Source organism: Cohnella sp. (assembly GCF_041641335.1).
In the GTDB taxonomy this organism is placed as follows: domain Bacteria; phylum Bacillota; class Bacilli; order Paenibacillales; family Paenibacillaceae; genus Cohnella.
The window spans coordinates 35,906-52,532 of record NZ_JBEPYQ010000028.1; the positions used below are offsets into that span (position 1 = coordinate 35,906).

Consider the following 16,627-nt stretch of genomic DNA (forward strand, 5'->3'; position numbering starts at 1 on the left):
AGCCTCCGCGACTGCTCGCAAATATGCGTTCGCAGCCTTAAAGACCCGCAGACAAAACGGAAAGAGTGGGTTTCCCCACTCTTCTGCAGACAGTGTTATCCACATGATTACCAAAAATAATATAACATAACCTTACAGCCTCTGGCAACCACAACTTTCCTGACCTGCCGCCGCCACCCTTAGAACAGACTAAGCTGATTCGATTCCGGCAACCCCCGGAACGCGCCGAGACCGGTCAGCAGCTCGACGATCGTTTTACTTGCCCGCGACCGCTGCTGGAAGTCCTCGATCGACAGGAAGTCTCCGTCGTCTCGCGAAGCGGCGATGTTGCGCGCCGCGTTCTCCCCGACTCCGGGGATGGCGCCGAACGGCGGAATCAGGCTGTCTCCGTCAACGATGAAGCGGGTCGCTTCCGAGCGGTACAGATCGACGGTTTTGAACTTGAAGCCCCGCGCCGTCATTTCCAGTCCCATCTCGAGAATGGAGATCATGTTCTTCTCCTTCGTCGTCGCCTGGAAGCCTTTCTCCTCGATCTCGAGCAGCATCTTCAAGATCGCGTCGTAACCTTGGCAGAACAGCTCGACGTCGAAGTCGCCGGCGCGCACCGAGAAGTAAGTCGCGTAGTACTGGATCGGATAATACAATTTGAAATAGGCCGTTCTTACCGCGGAAATAACGTAAGCGGCGGCGTGCGCTTTCGGGAACATGTACTCGATGCGCAGGCAGGAATCGATGTACCACTGCGGCACTTTGCAGCGCTTCATCTCCTCGATCCACTCCGGCGTCAAGCCCTTCCCTTTCCGCACGCTTTCCGTGATCTTGAACGCGAGCGACGCGTCCATCCCCGCCTTGTAAATCAAGAAAAGCATAATGTCGTCCCGGCAGCCGATAACCGTCTTGATCGTACACGTGTTGTTCTTGATCAGCTCCTGGGCGTTGCCCAGCCATACGCCCGTTCCGTGGGACAGTCCCGAAATCTGCAGCAGATCGGCGAACGAAGACGGTCTCGTCTCCTCGAGCATCTGGCGCACGAACCGCGTTCCCATCTCCGGCACCCCGAACGTCGCCACCGGTGAACGAATCTGCTGCGGCGTAACGCCGAGCGCTTCGACGGAGTTGAACAGGCTCATGACCTTCGGATCGTTCATCGGAATCGTCGTCGGATCGACGCCGGTCAAATCCTGCAGCATCCGCATCATCGTCGGATCATCGTGTCCGAGAATATCGAGCTTGAGCAAGTTCGCGTCGAAGGCGTGGTAATCGAAGTGCGTCGTTTTCCACTCCGCGCTCGTATCGTCGGCCGGATACTGCACCGGCGTAATGTCTTCCACTTCCATATAGTCCGGCACGACGACGATGCCGCCCGGGTGCTGCCCGGTGCTTCGCTTGACGCCTGTACAGCCTGCGGCCAGACGTCCCACTTCCGCCCCCCGCCACGACTTGCCGAGCTCTTCCTCGTATTTCTTCGTGAACCCGTACGCGGTTTTCTCGGCAACCGTGCCGATCGTTCCGGCGCGAAAAACGCTTTTCTCGCCGAACATGACCTTCGTGTAATTGTGGGCGTTAGGCTGGTATTCGCCCGAGAAGTTCAAATCGATATCGGGAACTTTGTCCCCTTTGAATCCAAGGAACGTCTCGAACGGAATGTCCTGCCCTTCCCCGCGCATCATCGTGCCGCAATTCGGGCACGTCTTGTCCGGCAAGTCGAAGCCGCTCGGAACGCTGCCGTCGAGAAACCATTCGCTATGCTTGCACTCCGGATTGCTGCACAGATAATGCGCCGGAAGCGGGTTAACCTCGGATATGCCCAGGAACGTCGCGACGATCGACGAGCCGACGGATCCCCGCGAGCCGACAAGATAGCCGTCCTCGTTCGACTTTTTGACGAGTCGCGCCGAAATCAGGTAGTTGGCCGAGAAGCCGTACTTGATAATCGGCACGAGTTCTTTCTCCAGTCGGGCCGTCACCACTTCGGGCAGCTCGTCCCCGTACATCGAGCGCGCCGTCGCGTAGCACGTATTGCGGATTTCGTCGTCCGCGCCCTCGATAATCGGCGTGAACAGCTCGTCCGGGAACAGCTTGATCTCCTCGAACCGATCGGCCAGCTCGGACGTGTTGGCGACGACGACTTCGTAAGCCTTCTGTTCCCCGAGAAACTTGAACGCCTCCAGCATCTCCGTCGTGGTGCGGAAGTGTGCGTCCGGCTTGCGCTGGTCCTTAAGCGGGCTGAACCCGGTTATCCCGTGGATTGTGATGTCCCTGAAAATTTTGTCCCGCGGCTGCAAGTAGTGGACGTTCCCCGTCGCGATGACCGGCTTCGTCAGCTTCTCCCCGAGCCGGACGATGCGGCGCAGCGCCTCCTCCAGAGAAGCTCTGCTGGAGACGAGCCCTTTCTCGAGCAGATGCATATAGAAGTCGATCGGCTGGATTTCCAGCACGTCGTAGAAGGCCGCGACTTCCTCCGCCTCCTCGATCGATTTGTTCAGCACCGTCTCGAACAGTTCGCCCTTCTCGCATCCCGAGATGACGAGCAGCCCTTCGCGATGCTCGATCAGCTTGCTCTTAGGAATACAAGCCACGCGATGAAAATACTCGGTATGAGACATGGAAATGAGCTTGTATAAGTTCTTCTTGCCGACCGCGTTCAGCGCGTAAATGCCACAATGGAACGGACGGGTCGTCTTCCAGCCGTTCTCGTTAAGGTCGTTGAGCCGGTGCAACTCGTTCACTCCGCGGGTCAGCAAATCCTTCAGCAAGCCGTTCAAAATGCCGCCCAGCGCAACCGTATCGTCGATCGCGCGGTGGTGATTTTCAAGCGAGACCTTGTAGAGCGAAGCGAGCGTGTTGAGCCGGTGATTTTTCATCGTCGGGTGAAGGTAGCGGGCGACCTCGAGCGTGTCCAGCGCCGGATTGGACAGCGGGGGCAAGCCGAATTGCTTGCAAGAATGCTGGATGAAGCCCATATCGAAGCGTGCATTATGCGCGACAAGCACCGCATCTCCAACGAACGTAATGAATTCCTTCAGCTTCGGCTCCAGCTCCGGCGCGTCCCGGACCATGTCATCGGTAATGTTCGTCAACTGCTGGATGTTATACGGAATCGGCTCGTGCGGATTGACGAACGTCTCGAATCGGTCGATCTCCTGGCCATTCTTCATCTTGACGCCGGCAAGCTCGATAATCTTGTTGTCGGTGACCGAGAGACCGGTCGTCTCGATATCGAATACGACGTACTCCGCGTCTTCCAGCGTCTGCTCCCGCGGTTGAATGACCATGCCGACCGAGTCGTTGACGACGTTCGCCTCCACGCCGTACATCACCTTGATGCCGTGCTTCTTGCCGGCCTTCGCCGCATCGGGGTAGCATTGCACGTTGCCGTGATCGGTTACCGCAATCGCCTTGTGCCCCCACTTGGCCGCCGTTTTGATGTAGACGTCGACGGGAGTTACCGCGTCCATCGTGCTCATCGTCGTATGCAGATGGAACTCGACGCGCTTCTCCTCGGCCGTATCCTTCGGCTCCGGCGGAGCCGGAACTTCGCGAATATCGTTCGGGAATAGGACGAGCTCGGGTGGATTAAGGAAGCGGTCGTATTCGACTTTCCCCCTCATCTTCACCCACTTGCCGTTGGCCAGTAAGCCGAGCATCTTGATGTCCTCTTTATTTTTGCCGAAAATCTTGATCGACAGCGAGTCCGTAAAATCGGTGATCGAGCACGTGAACAGCGTGCTGCCCGTCCTCAGCTCCTTCGTCTCGAGGCCGAAGATGACGCCTTGCACGGTCACCTTCTTCTCTTCCTCGCGAATTTCCTGGATCGGAACCGGAGGCTCCTTGATCTCGTAGCCGTGCTGAAGCACTTGCGGCGCTTCGCCTTCCTCGACCGCCGGCGCTTCTTCCCGGGCGCTCGCCATAAGCTGTTCGATCGCGGCGCGGTTCTCCTCCTCGATCTTCTGCGTAAATTCGGTATACGTATCGGGACTCGGCTCCCCGACCGTCATTTTCACGCGAAACGTCCGAAGAAACCGCCGCTCGAAAAACTTGACCGCGTAAACGTCGATCTCCTTCTTCCGGGCCAGCCCAAGATTCGTCTCGTTCATCAACTCGATCGTCAGGACGTCTCCGTCCACCCCCACGTTCGCCTTCGCGAGCCATCCATTGACGGACGCGACCTCCCTCTGCATCCGTTCCACGAAAGCCTGCCAATATTCCTTGACGATGCTGTCCGTGGCGACTTCCGGCCGGTAATTCAGAACGATGTCGACGTCCGCGATATGTCCGAGCTTCGCCTTGACCCGCTCCAACAAACCTATGTAAATGTTTCTCGGAAGCAAGGCGTCCTTGCCGATTGTAATCGACCATCGTTTGCGGGACCGGCTGATCTCCACCTTCTCGATATACCCGTCCCGAAAATGCTGCCCCAGCCACTCGGTCGGGAGCTCCGCCTGCTGCAGCAGCACTTCGAATCGCTTGCGCCTATCATCCGTCGGCTGCATCCTACGTTCCTCTCCTTGCCTATCGCCTGAAATATAAAAGCTTCCGTGAAAAAGGCCGACGCGGGAAACCCGCGCCCGGACACCGTCTTCCATCAGAAGCTGACGTTGCGCTTTCTATTTATTCTACTAGAAGGCTACTGAACGGGCAACCCACATCCTGTCGGAAAATGTAGCAAACGAGCCGTATCGATTGAAGCGTACCGGGACATCTATCTCCTTCCGCAGCTGTTGCGGTCATGAAATCGGAATTGCCAAACCCGTGGAGAGGTGATTTCATGACCGCAAGAGGCTGGCGCTTCGCTCTCCAGGAGATAGATGTCCCTCTTCTATATCGATACTCTCTGTATTCTCATTATTCCTCTATCAATACGCCCGGGCGAACACGACCGTATGCTCGGCAGCCTCGCCGCACACGAGACATTTGCTCTTCTTCTCGGCAGGCTCGAACGGAATGTTCCGGCTCGTGGCGCCGGTCTCTTCCTTCACCTGCTTCTCGCAAGCTTCGGAACCGCACCAACCGGCCAAGGCAAAGCCGCGCTTCTCTTCCATGGCCGCCTTGTATTCGTCGAGCGTGTCCACGGAGAAGAAATTCTCCTCGCGGAAAGCGCGGGCGCGCTCGTACATGTCGGCGTGGATCTGCTCTAGCAGCGCCTGAACTTCGGCGACCAGGTTGTCCAGCGGAACGGACTTCTTCTCCCCGGTGACGCGGGAGACGAGCACGCACTGGCCGTTCTCCAGATCGCGGGGTCCCAGCTCCAGTCGGATCGGAATGCCGCGCATCTCGTATTCGTTGAACTTCCAGCCCGGCGAGACGTCGGCGCGATCGTCCACGCGCACGCGGATTCCCGCGGCTTTCAGCTGCGCGTACAGCTCGTCTGTCTTGCCGATGACGACTTCGCGCGTCTTCGGCGGGCCGATCGGAATCATGACGACTTGCGTCGACGCGACCTTCGGCGGCAGCACGAGGCCGCGATCGTCGCCGTGCACCATGATCAGAGCGCCGATCAGGCGCGTGCTGACTCCCCAAGAAGTCGTATGGCAGAATTGCTGCGTATTCTCGCGGTCCAAATATTTGATATCGAAAGCGACGGCAAACTTCGTGCCAAGGTAATGGGACGTTCCCGCCTGAACGGCTCGTCCGTCCTTCATCATCGCTTCGATCGAATACGTGTCGACCGCGCCGGCGAATCGCTCCGAAGGCGTCTTCTGTCCTTTGATGACCGGAATCGCAAGGACGTTCTCTACAAAGTCGGTGTACACGTCGAGCATCTGCATCGTCTCTCTGCGCGCATCCGCTTCGTCCTCGTGCGCCGTATGGCCTTCCTGCCACAGAAACTCGCTCGTGCGCAGGAACGGCAGCGTTCTTTTCTCCCATCGCACGACGTTGGCCCACTGGTTGATCAGCAGCGGCAGATCGCGGTATGAGTTGATCCACTTCGCGTACATATGGCCGAACATCGTCTCCGACGTCGGACGGATCGCCAGCTTCTCTTCGAGCTGCTCGCCGCCCGCTTCAGTCACGAAAGGCAGCTCGGGGTTAAAGCCCTCGACGTGCTCCTTCTCCTTCGTGAAGAAGCTTTCCGGAATGAACAGCGGGAAGTAGGCGTTGCGATGGCCCGTCTCCTTGAACCGTCTGTCCAGCTCCCCCTGCATGTTCTCCCACAGCTCGTAGCCGTCCGGGCGGAATACGATGCACCCGCGCACCGGCGAATAGTCCATCAGCTCCGCTTTTTTGATAACATCGATGTACCAACGGGAGAAATCCTCGCCCTGCGGCGTAATTTCCGTTACGAATCCTTTATCCTTCGACATGACGCTCCTCCAACTCCAGCATACGGCTTAATTTCTGACCAATCCAACAATATCGTTATAAGTGACGACGATCATCAGCAGCATCAGCATGGCAAAGCCGACGAGATGGACCATGCTCTCCCGGTTCGGGTCGACCGGCTTGCCGCGGACCGCTTCCAGCCCAAGGAACAGCAGACGGCTTCCGTCCAGCGCCGGAATCGGCAGCAGATTGAAGATGCCCAAGTACAGACTGAGAATGCCCGCCCACAGCGTCAATTGCGCCACGCCCTGCTGCGCGATCTCCACCGTCACTTGTGTCGTCTTGACGGGGCCCCCTACTTTGTTCAAATCAAAGTCCCGAATGAGCATCTGGAAGCCCTCGAAAATCCGCTTTGTCATTTCGACCATCGTCTCGCCGGAGAAGCGCAGCGTCTCGATCGCGCCCGGCGCGCGCATCTCTCCGATCGGATAGATGCCGATCTTGCCCGTCTCCGAGTCGGGAGTCACCTTGATCGGCAGCTCCACGCCGTCCCGGTCGACGACGATCTGCAGCGGTTTGCCCGCCGAGGCGCTGATCTTCTCCACCATCGCGTTCAGGTCGCCTCCGATCGGCTCCCCGTTGATCGACTTGACCCAGTCGCCCTTTTCGATGCCCGACTGTTCGGCCGGAGCGTCCGCCACGACTTTCGAGATAAACACTTTCGAAGAGTTCTCGAGCGGCACTCCCTGCATCACCAGATACAACGCGAACAGTACGAAAGCGAGCACGAAGTTCATGACCGGGCCGGCGAAAATCGAAAGCGCCCGCTGCCCGACCGTCTTATGTCCGAATTGGCGATCGATCGGCGCGATTTGCGTCTCCCGGCCTTTGGCGATAATCTGCGCCTGAGGGTGCACGGAATACCGTTCGATGTCTCCGTCGATATCCAGAGCGACGAACAAGCCCTTCTCCAGGTCGAGCGACTTCACTTCCCCGCGCATGACATCCGACCGTTCGTCCAGACGGTCCAAGTAGATGCGCGTGACTTTGTCGTCCTTCACGCGGAGCGCCACCGTCTGCCCCGGCTGCACCTCGACGATCTCCGGGTCCTCCCCGGCCATTCGGACGAAGCCGCCGATCGGCAGCAGCCTCAGCGTATAGCGCGTCTCGCCCTTCTTGACCGAGAACAGCTTCGGTCCGAAGCCGATCGCGAACTCGCGCACGAGTATGCCCGCCCTGCGGGCGAAATAATAGTGGCCCCATTCATGCAAGGAAACGAGCAAGAAAAACATCAATATCGTCAGCAGCGCAACCTGTAAATTTCCCATCTGTCCAACCCCTTTGCGATTCGAAAGCAACCGTCCGGGCTTGCCGCCCCGGCTCGGCTGATCTTAGATTAACATTATTGCCCGAGCCGTTACAAGCGAGCCCGCAGGGGTCAACCGGCCGATTCCGCCTCGCGGCGCGCCCATGCGTCCGCCTCGAGAATCGCCTCCAGGCTCGGGGACGGAACCGCCTCGTGCTTGGCGAGCGCGCGCTCGATCGTATCCTCGATCGCGAGGAAAGGGATCTCGCCCTTCAGAAACCGCGCGACGGCTACCTCGTTCGCTGCGTTGAACACGGTCGTGGCCGTGCCTCCGGCCCGCCCCGCCTCGTATGCGAGACGCAGGCAAGGATATCGCTCGAGGCTCATCGGCCTGAAGTTCAGCGTTCCCTGCTTCAGCAGATCGAGCGGGGATGCCGGAGAGGCGACGCGATCCGGATACGTAAGCGCGTATTGAATCGGCACGCGCATGTCAGGGTTCCCGAGCTGCGCCATCACGCTCGTATCGACGAACTCGACCATCGAATGAACAATGCTCTCCGGATGCAGCACGACGTCGATCTGATCGTACGGCAAGCCGAACAGCCAGTGCGCTTCGATCACTTCCAAACCTTTGTTGGCCATCGTCGCCGAATCGATCGTCACCTTGGCGCCCATGCTCCAGTTCGGATGCTTCAGGGCGTCTTCCACCGTCACGTTCTGGAGCTGCTCTCTCCCGAGATCGCGGAAGCTTCCGCCAGAGGCGGTCAGCATCAGCCGCTTGACCGCCTTCGCAGGCTCTCCGTTTAAGCATTGGAAGATCGCGGAATGCTCGCTGTCGACCGGCAGAATGGAGACGCCCTTCTCCTTGGCACGGCTCATGACGAGATGCCCGGCCGTCACGAGCGTCTCCTTGTTCGCGAGTCCGATGTCGGCTCCCGCCTCGATCGCCGCCAGCGTCGAAGTGAGGCCCAGACTGCCGACGAGCGCGCAGACGACGTAATTCGCGCCTGATTCACCGGCGATTTGCCGCAAGCCCTGCTCTCCGTGCAAGACTCTGACGCCCGAAGGCGCTTCCGCTCTTACCTGGGCGGCCAGCTCCTCGGTGCCGGCGGATACCCATTTCGGCTTGAACCGCCGCACTTGCTCGAGCAGCAAGCCGATGTTGGCTCCAGCAGCGAGACCTACGACCTCGTAGTCTTCCGGACGCCGCGAGATCACGTCGAGCGTCTGGGTGCCGATCGATCCCGTGCTGCCGAGAACGGCTATTTTTTTCATAGTCAACCTCCGCTGTCCACTCTATGTTTATGTAACCAATCGCCGGATTATCCTGCCAGTAGCCCAATCAAATGGACGAGCGGAAACACGATCAGCCAGCTGTCCGTTCTGTCCAGCACGCCGCCGTGCCCCGGCAGCAATTGGCCGGAATCCTTCACACCGCGAAACCGCTTGTACGCGGACTGCACAAGATCGCCCAATTGTCCGGCGACCGCCGCCGTCAGACCGATCAGCGCCGCCCGGCCGTAACCGAGCCATTCCGGCTGCGCGTAAGCGAAGATCAAGCCGGCCAACACCGCGATCGCCAGGCCGCCGAGGGCCCCTTCGATCGTCTTGTTCGGGCTGATCGACGGCCACAGCTTAGTCCGTCCGAGCGCCTTGCCGACAAAATAAGCGCCGGCGTCGGACGCCCAGATGCAGGCGAACGTCAGCGCCGACCAGAAGATGCCGTGCTCGAGCTCCCTCGTCGCCGCCATGTAGTGGAAACCCATCCCCACGTACACCGCGCCGAGGAACAGCACGCTCGCGTTCTCCAATTGAATACGGTTTTTGCTGAACACCGTCGCTGCCAGCAGCGCGAACATGAGCAGCCAGGCGACCGTCTCCATCGACGGAAGCGTTCCTTCGAACGGAAGCTCCGGCAGAGCGATCAGCAGCACCGCGACGAAGCCGAGCAGCACGTCGGGACGCGTCCAGGCTTGTCCGTTCAGCCTCGCGAACTCCCAATATCCGATAACCGCCATGGCCAGCAGGAGAGCGGTGTAGTACCAGCCTCCCGCGACCAGTAAACCGATGAATATCGCTCCAGCGACGACGCCGGTAACGATCCGCTGCCCCATGCCGTCACAGCCCTCCGTAGCGGCGCGCGCGCCGCTGATATTCTCTGATCGCATCGTACAGATGCCTTTCGCCGAATTCCGGCCAGAACACGTCGGTGAACCAGAACTCGCTGTAGGCAAGCTGCCACAGCATGAAGTTGCTGAGCCGCAGCTCGCCGCTCGTCCGGATCAGCAAGTCCGGGTCCGGCAAGCCGCTGCTCAGCAGCCTTTGCTCGAAATCGGCTTCTTCCAGCGCCTCCGGATCGACCTTCCCGGCAGCGGCCTGCCGGGCAACCTCCTTGACCGCTTCCAGCATTTCGTGCCGGCTCCCGTAATTCAGGGCAAAGTTCAAAATGAGACCCGTATTGTGCGCCGTCCTGCGTACCGCTTCTTCGACCGCGGCCACCGTATGGTCGGGGAGTTGCCCCCGATCGCCCATCATCCGGACCTGAACGTTGTTTTCGATCAATTCCTCCAGCTCGATCGCCAGAAACTCCTGAGGCAGCTTCATCAGGAATTCGACTTCCGCCTTCGGCCTTTTCCAGTTTTCCGTGGAGAAGGCGTACAGCGTCAACACTTCGACGCCGACGCGATCGGCGGCTTTCGTGATGCGCTTCACGGCCTTCATTCCGTTATGGTGCCCGGCGATGCGGGGCAGTCCTCTCCTCTTCGCCCAGCGTCCGTTCCCGTCCATAATGATCGCCACGTGCTTCGGAATGTTGTCGCCGGACGGCAGTTCGTCATCGTCCGCCCGCATCCGTTCTATATCTTCTGCCGTGAACGCTCCGACGCGCAGCTTGCGGAACCATTTTCCGAACAGACCCATCTTTGCTTCCCCCTAGTAGCGGCAACGCTCACCCTGTAGCCAGTCAAAAGAGAATAAACCCCACCTTGCGGAGGGGTCGTGCGCTTACCCTTTACACTTCCATGATTTCTTTTTCTTTGGCGGCCAAAATTTTGTCCACCTCTGCGACGAAACGGTCCGTCAGCTTCTGCACGTCGTCCTGGTGACGACGGGATTCGTCCTCGGAAATCTCGCCTTTTTCCTTCTTCTTGATCTCGTCGTTGGCGTCGCGACGAATGTTGCGGATCGCCACCTTCGCTTCTTCTCCGAACTTCTTCGTCGATTTCGCCAGCTCCGCGCGGCGCTCTTCCGTCAGCGGCGGAATGTTCAGGCGGATGATCGAACCGTCGTTGGCCGGAGTGAGGCCGAGATCCGACTTCTGGATCGCTTTCTCGATCGCCGACAGCGCCGTCTTATCCCACGGCGTAATGATGATCGTGCGGGAATCCGGCGTGTTGATCGCGCCCATCTGGTTGATCGGCGTAAGCGTCCCGTAATATTCGGCTTGCACGCGGTCCAGCATCGCGGCCGACGCGCGGCCCGCTCTCAGGGTAACAAGATCCCGTTTCAATGCGCCCAACGCCTTCTCCATGCGTTCTTCGGCGTCTTTTTTAATCGCTTGCGGCATTAGTCCATGCTCCCCTTTACGATCGTGCCGATTTTCTCGCCCATGACGGCACGTTTAATATTGCCTTGCTCCGTGATCGCGAATACAAGAAGCGGAATATTGTTGTCCATGCATAACGAGGATGCGGTCGAATCCATGACGCCAAGGTTTTTGTTGAGCACGTCCATGTAGGTGAGCTGCTCGTACTTCTCCGCGCCCGGATCTTTGAACGGATCGGCGCTGTAGACGCCATCGACCTTGTTCTTGGCCATCAGAATGACTTCGGCCTCGATCTCGGCCGCGCGAAGCGCCGCGGTCGTGTCCGTAGAGAAGAACGGATTGCCCGTTCCCGCTGCGAAAATGACGACGCGTCCCTTCTCCAGATGCCGGATCGCGCGTCTGCGGATGTAAGGCTCGGCGATCTGCTGCATCGCGATCGACGTCTGCACGCGGCTCGGCACGTCCATCTGTTCCAGCGCGTCCTGCAGCGCAAGCGAGTTCATGACCGTAGCGAGCATGCCCATGTAGTCGGCCGTCGCGCGATCGATTCCCTTCTGGCTGCCCGCAATGCCGCGCCAGATGTTGCCCCCGCCGCAGACGATCGCCACTTCGACGCCCAGCTCGATCACTTCCTTGACCTGCTCCGCGATCGACAGAATCGTCGCCGCGTCGATGCCGTATCCGTTGTTGCCAGACAGAGACTCGCCGCTCACCTTTAATACCACGCGTTTATAAACGGGACGTTCCAACTTTTTGTACCTCCAGCATGCATATTTAAAAAAGAGGGAACACGCCGTGTTCCCGGATCGGTAAATCTTATTGGTTGACTTGCGCCATAACTTCTTCTACGAAGTTGTCGACTTTTTTCTCCAAGCCTTCGCCCAGCTCGTAACGAGCGAATCTGCGGATGGAGATTTTCTCGCCGATTGCGGCGATCTTCTCGTTCAGCAGCGTCGTGATCGTCTTGTCCTGGTCCTTGACGAACACTTGCTCGAGCAAGCAGTTCTCTTCGTAGAACTTGTTCATGCGGCCCTCGACCATTTTGTCGACGATTTTCTCCGGCTTGCCTTCGTTCAGCGCCTGGTTGCGGAGAATTTCTTTTTCCTTGTCGAGCTCGGCTTGGGATACTTCTTCGCGGCTCAGGAATTTCGGGTTGGCCGCCGCGATTTGCATCGCGATGTCCTTCACGAACGCGCGGAATTGATCGGTTTTGGCTACGAAGTCGGTTTCGCAGTTGACTTCGACGAGAACGCCGATCCGGCCGCCTGCGTGAATGTAAGATTCCACGACGCCTTCGGTTGCAACGCGGTCGCCCTTCTTGGCTGCCGCCGCAAGGCCCTTCTCGCGGAGCAGCTCGGCCGCTTTCGTCAGATCGCCGCCCGCTTCCTCCAACGCCTTTTTACAATCCAACATGCCTGCTCCCGTTCTTTCGCGGAGCGTTTTAACGTCTGCTGCATTAATTGCCATGGGGGACTCCTCCTAAGTAGGTGCTCCCCGCGCTCTTGAGCGCGAGTGAGGCTGATCTTTTTTTTGGAAAAAAAGGGCGGTGAGAAGTTACCCTTCTGACCACCCTTCGATCGTGACTGTATGTTCGAACCGGAATTTTCCTTGATTAAGCCGTCGTCTCTTCGCCTTGGCGGGATTCGACGATCGCGTCGGCCATCTTGGCCGTCAGCAGCTTAACCGCGCGGATCGCGTCATCGTTACCAGGGATAACGTAGTCGATCTCGTCCGGATCGCAGTTCGTGTCGACGATGCCGACAATCGGGATGCCCAGCTTGCGAGCTTCCGCTACCGCGATGCGCTCTTTGCGCGGATCGATGATGAAGAGGGCGTCCGGCAGCCTGCGCATGTTCTTGATGCCGCCGAGGAATTTCTCGAGACGCTCCTTCTCCTTGCGGAGAATGATGACTTCTTTCTTAGGCAGCACTTCGAACGTGCCGTCTTGTTCCCATTTGTCCAGCTGGTGCAAACGGTCCGTACGCTTCTGGATCGTGGAGAAGTTCGTCAGCGTACCGCCCAACCAACGTTGGTTGATATAGTATTGCCCGCTGCGCTCCGCTTCTTCCTTAACGGAATCCTGAGCTTGCTTCTTCGTTCCTACGAACAGCATCGTTCCGCCGTTCTCTGCGAGTTGACGCACGAAGTTGTACGCCTCGTCGACTTTCTTAACCGTTTTTTGCAAATCGATAATGTAAATGCCGTTACGTTCAGTAAAGATGTACTTATCCATTTTCGGGTTCCAACGACGTGTCTGGTGACCGAAATGCACCCCTGCTTCAAGCAGCTGCTTCATGGAAATGACTGCCATCTTCCTGCACCTCCTAGTGGTTTTTGGTGAATCGTCCGCCGCTTCTCGCGCTTTCCGCCAAAACTCGTCCGGATCTCCCAAACAAGCACCGTTGACGGAATTGAAAAGCGTGTGTTTTTTACACCGAGAAATAATATACCATATCGTCAACCGTCGCGCAATGGCCCAGCGCTTTGCTTCGGCAAATTTCTTGCCAGCGTTCGCCTCTTATTTCTTGCGCACGAGCTCGTCCATGATTTCCTGATAGGTCGGCTTGCCCGTGAATACGGCCGTTCCGACCCTCATCTTGTTGGCGACCGGTCTCGTTCCTTCGATAAAGTCCTTGACGTCGTCGATGACGCCCAGCTTCAGAAGCTCCTCACCGACTTCCGTCAGACTCATTCCGTAGCTGATGTACAGGGACACCTGCTCCGGCGCTTCGGCAGCGGGGGGCGCCTCTTCACCCTCGGCCTTAGGCGTCGCGGACTGTGCCGCGTTCGTCTCCGAACCGTCCGTCTCCTTCGGAGCCGTCTGCTCCTCACCTGAGTCATCCGGCTGCCCGGAATCGCCTTCCTCTCCGGAGGATTCGCCCTGGCCCGCCTGCTCCGACGCGGCCACGGCCTCCTGCACGCGTGCGTCGAGCTGCTCCTGCGTAAGCAGCAGCAAGCCTGCCTTCTTCGCTTCGTCGCTAAGCTGCTCCGGCGCCATCGGCTCCTGGGCCAGCGGCGCGTTCTGCTTCTCTGCGAACGTAATCATCTGCAGCATGATCGCGCCGACGATCAACCCGATTCCGAATCCCATCAGCCAGCTTCGATGTTTACGCATGCCGCTCCTCCTGTCTGGCCAATTGCAAAATGAGCTGCACTTCGCCCTTGTTCATGCCGGTCGCTTTGGCGATCTGATCGACGGATTTGCCCTTCTCGTGCAGGTCCAGCAGCTCCGCGTATCGACCGCGTATCGTCGTCGGCTGCAGCTCGGTCTCCGGGGAGGCCGACGGTTCCGGCGCCGCATCCGCGTCGTAGGAGCCGATCGTCGGCGCAGCGGCATCGGCGACGGATGGAGTTTCCGCAGGGTGGGACATTCTGGTTGAACGGGCGGGAGTTGTAGCAAGAGGCGAAGCCGAGGGGGGGTAATCCGCTGGCGTTGCGGGGAGGCGGGACTGTTCCGTCAGCGACTTCATCTGCTGCTCCAATTCGACGATTCTGCTTCCGAGCGTCTCGACCGTGCCGTCGTGCTCGCGCTTGAACTTGGCGACCGCGCCCAACAGCTCGCGATTCTCCGCCTCCAAATCCTCGAGCAGTCGGTTATACGACTCTTCGCTGACGAACTCCTGCTTGGGGCCGGCATCGCCGGATTTGGGCATCATCCACGCAAACCCGGTTATCGCGGCCCCTAACGCAACAATGTAAAACCACGGTTCCACCCTGAACTCTCCTCTCATGCTTGCCGATCATGCTGCGGTCAGCCCATAAAATCGATGTGTCTTCCTTTATACGGATGCTCCGGGACTTTGCTCTCCTCCGCGGCCTGATCCTGCGACGAGGACGTCTTCGCCCCGGGCTTCCGCTTATTCCGCTCGCGGGGTTCCCGCTCGGAGATCGTCCCGCCCGAGGCGGATTCCGCTTTGTTGCTTCTCGTCGCGTTCTGCTCCGCCGTCTTCATCGCCTGCTGGCCGAGCAGGCCCTGCTCCGTGGTCGGGCGCTGCTGCTGCTGATGCTGCAGCGAAGTCATCTCCACGGAACGCGGCATTGAAACTTGCATATCGATCGGTTTGTAGCTCACGCCGTATCACCTCGATTCGGGATCAATAGAACGGAACCATCACGATGTCTCCGTCCGCAAACCGGAAAGTGACTCTCTGCGAAGCGTCTTTCACGAATCTCGTATATCTTCCGATCACGATTTTCGTGCCGCCCCACAACGTATGAACCGCGTCCACGCGCGCCGTCGTCGCGTCTTCCAGCGTCTTCTCGATGTCCAGCACGCGTTCCTTGGCGCTCTGCAGCTCCTCGGTCGTCTGCCGCTTCGTCGCCGTCAGCTTGACCCGCAGCGCCAGCTTGTCGCCGCTAAGCTGTCCGACCGAAGCCATCTGGTCGAGCATGGACAGCGCTTTCTCCGTCTTGTCCAAGCTTTCCGACAATTGGCGCATCGTCGTGCGCAATTCTCCGAGCTCCTGACGGAGTTCCGGCCTGACGCCGACCTCGACGACCGTGGCCGTCGACATCGAGTTGCCGATCATCCTCGCCGTCACCCGTTCTCCCGCCTGGATCGTGCCGCCCACGATCAGCCCTTTGGCTCCCAGGCATTTGACCGATTTGCCGGCGCGGACGTTCGAGTGCATAATGCTCTGGGTCACCAGCACGTCCTCGCCGGCAATGACGTTCCCCTCTTGGACAAAAGAGCAGCGAACGTTGCGTCCGGCCTTGACATATCCTTTGTTCGTTCCGATGATTCCGCCCGTAACTTCGATCGAGCCGTCGGATTCGACCTCGGCGCCCTCGATGCCGCCCGTCACGCGGATGTCTCCCGACGCCTTGACGCTGAAGCCGGTCAAAATATTGCCGCGGACGACGACCGTGCCGACAAATTCAATGTTCCCGATATTGTAATCGACGTCGCCGTTCACTTCATACACGGGAAAGACATTCAGCTTGTCCTTGTCCGTCTTCGTCACCAAACCGTCGATCGCCGCGTACATCGCGATGTTCTCGGGATTGACGACGACGTTTTTGCCGATCTTGAAGTGGACCTCCCTGCCTTCCTTCGGAGCGATTTCTTCTCCGGTGACGGCTTTGCCCGGAACGCCCGGTTCCGCGGGAGCCCGCTCGGCGATCAACTGCCCCGCCTTCACGTTGGCCAGCTTCGTGACCTGCTTGTAGTCGACGCTGCCGTCCTCGCGCTCGACGGGACCGCGGCTCTCTTCCTCGTCCTCGCCGTACAGAAGCTTGATATAGCCGTCCTTGCCCGGCTTGGGCGGCGTACCGACGGCGACGACGTTCTGAGCGAAATAGAAGTCCTGGGGCCGTTGCGAAATCAAGTAGATCGCATCCGACTGCAGCCCCGACTTGATGCCTTGCGACGACAAGTACTGCTCCAGTTCGCGGGCGGTAAACTTAGGATCCCCTTCCACCCGCTTGAATACCAGATACGCATTCATTTTGTCTTCGGAAATCGTAACTTGCAGACCTTCCTCCATGGAGAAGCTTCCATTGTCAGGCATCGT

Annotated in this window: 14 protein-coding genes; all 14 read right to left on the reverse strand. The window is 58.8% G+C overall.

Going from position 1 to position 16,627, the window contains the following annotated elements:
• Positions 1-179 precede the first annotated feature (179 nt).
• The 14 genes from ACESLM_RS11475 to ACESLM_RS11540 all read right to left on the reverse strand — a co-directional run bounded on the left by ACESLM_RS11475 (position 180) and on the right by ACESLM_RS11540 (position 16,624).
• Complete coding sequence (locus ACESLM_RS11475) at positions 180-4,493, reverse strand: PolC-type DNA polymerase III (protein WP_372631714.1); 4,314 nt, start codon at positions 4,491-4,493, stop codon at positions 180-182.
• 363 nt (positions 4,494-4,856) lie between these two features.
• Positions 4,857-6,305 carry a proline--tRNA ligase gene (gene proS, locus ACESLM_RS11480; RefSeq protein WP_372631715.1) on the reverse strand — a complete coding sequence of 483 codons (1,449 nt, stop codon included), beginning with the start codon at positions 6,303-6,305 and terminating at the stop codon, positions 4,857-4,859.
• Between the two features lie 27 nt (positions 6,306-6,332).
• Entirely contained in the window at positions 6,333-7,592 is a 1,260-nt protein-coding gene (rseP, locus tag ACESLM_RS11485) for an RIP metalloprotease RseP (RefSeq protein WP_372631716.1), read from the reverse strand.
• Between the two features lie 110 nt (positions 7,593-7,702).
• Positions 7,703-8,845 carry a 1-deoxy-D-xylulose-5-phosphate reductoisomerase gene (locus ACESLM_RS11490; RefSeq protein ID WP_372631717.1) on the reverse strand — a complete coding sequence of 381 codons (1,143 nt, stop codon included), beginning with the start codon at positions 8,843-8,845 and terminating at the stop codon, positions 7,703-7,705.
• A gap of 47 nt (positions 8,846-8,892) precedes the next feature.
• A complete protein-coding gene (locus ACESLM_RS11495; protein WP_372631718.1) occupies positions 8,893-9,684 on the reverse strand; it encodes a phosphatidate cytidylyltransferase in 792 nt (263 codons plus the stop codon).
• A 4-nt stretch (positions 9,685-9,688) separates the two neighbouring features.
• Positions 9,689-10,489 (reverse strand): undecaprenyl pyrophosphate synthase, encoded by an 801-nt coding sequence (locus ACESLM_RS11500; RefSeq protein WP_372631719.1) that lies wholly within the window; start codon positions 10,487-10,489, stop codon positions 9,689-9,691.
• Between the two features lie 91 nt (positions 10,490-10,580).
• Positions 10,581-11,135 (reverse strand): ribosome recycling factor, encoded by a 555-nt coding sequence (gene frr, locus ACESLM_RS11505; protein ID WP_094043433.1) that lies wholly within the window; start codon positions 11,133-11,135, stop codon positions 10,581-10,583.
• Positions 11,135-11,863 carry a UMP kinase gene (pyrH, locus tag ACESLM_RS11510; RefSeq protein WP_372631720.1) on the reverse strand — a complete coding sequence of 243 codons (729 nt, stop codon included), beginning with the start codon at positions 11,861-11,863 and terminating at the stop codon, positions 11,135-11,137. Before pyrH ends, frr begins: the two co-directional genes overlap by 1 nt.
• Before the next feature lie 67 nt (positions 11,864-11,930).
• Entirely contained in the window at positions 11,931-12,581 is a 651-nt protein-coding gene (gene tsf, locus ACESLM_RS11515) for a translation elongation factor Ts (RefSeq protein WP_094043429.1), read from the reverse strand.
• 145 nt (positions 12,582-12,726) lie between these two features.
• Positions 12,727-13,425 carry a 30S ribosomal protein S2 gene (gene rpsB, locus ACESLM_RS11520; RefSeq protein WP_372631721.1) on the reverse strand — a complete coding sequence of 233 codons (699 nt, stop codon included), beginning with the start codon at positions 13,423-13,425 and terminating at the stop codon, positions 12,727-12,729.
• 207 nt (positions 13,426-13,632) lie between these two features.
• Positions 13,633-14,229 (reverse strand): hypothetical protein, encoded by a 597-nt coding sequence (locus ACESLM_RS11525; protein WP_372631722.1) that lies wholly within the window; start codon positions 14,227-14,229, stop codon positions 13,633-13,635.
• Positions 14,222-14,827 carry a hypothetical protein gene (locus ACESLM_RS11530; RefSeq protein ID WP_372631723.1) on the reverse strand — a complete coding sequence of 202 codons (606 nt, stop codon included), beginning with the start codon at positions 14,825-14,827 and terminating at the stop codon, positions 14,222-14,224. The genes ACESLM_RS11525 and ACESLM_RS11530 overlap by 8 nt, the downstream gene beginning before the upstream one ends.
• 38 nt (positions 14,828-14,865) lie before the next feature.
• Positions 14,866-15,186: a hypothetical protein gene (locus ACESLM_RS11535; RefSeq protein WP_372631724.1), complete on the reverse strand. Its 321-nt coding sequence runs from the start codon at positions 15,184-15,186 to the stop codon at positions 14,866-14,868.
• A gap of 22 nt (positions 15,187-15,208) precedes the next feature.
• Positions 15,209-16,624, reverse strand: a complete 1,416-nt coding sequence (locus tag ACESLM_RS11540; protein WP_372631725.1) for a flagellar assembly protein A — start codon at positions 16,622-16,624, stop codon at positions 15,209-15,211.
• Between the last annotated feature and the right edge of the window lie 3 nt (positions 16,625-16,627).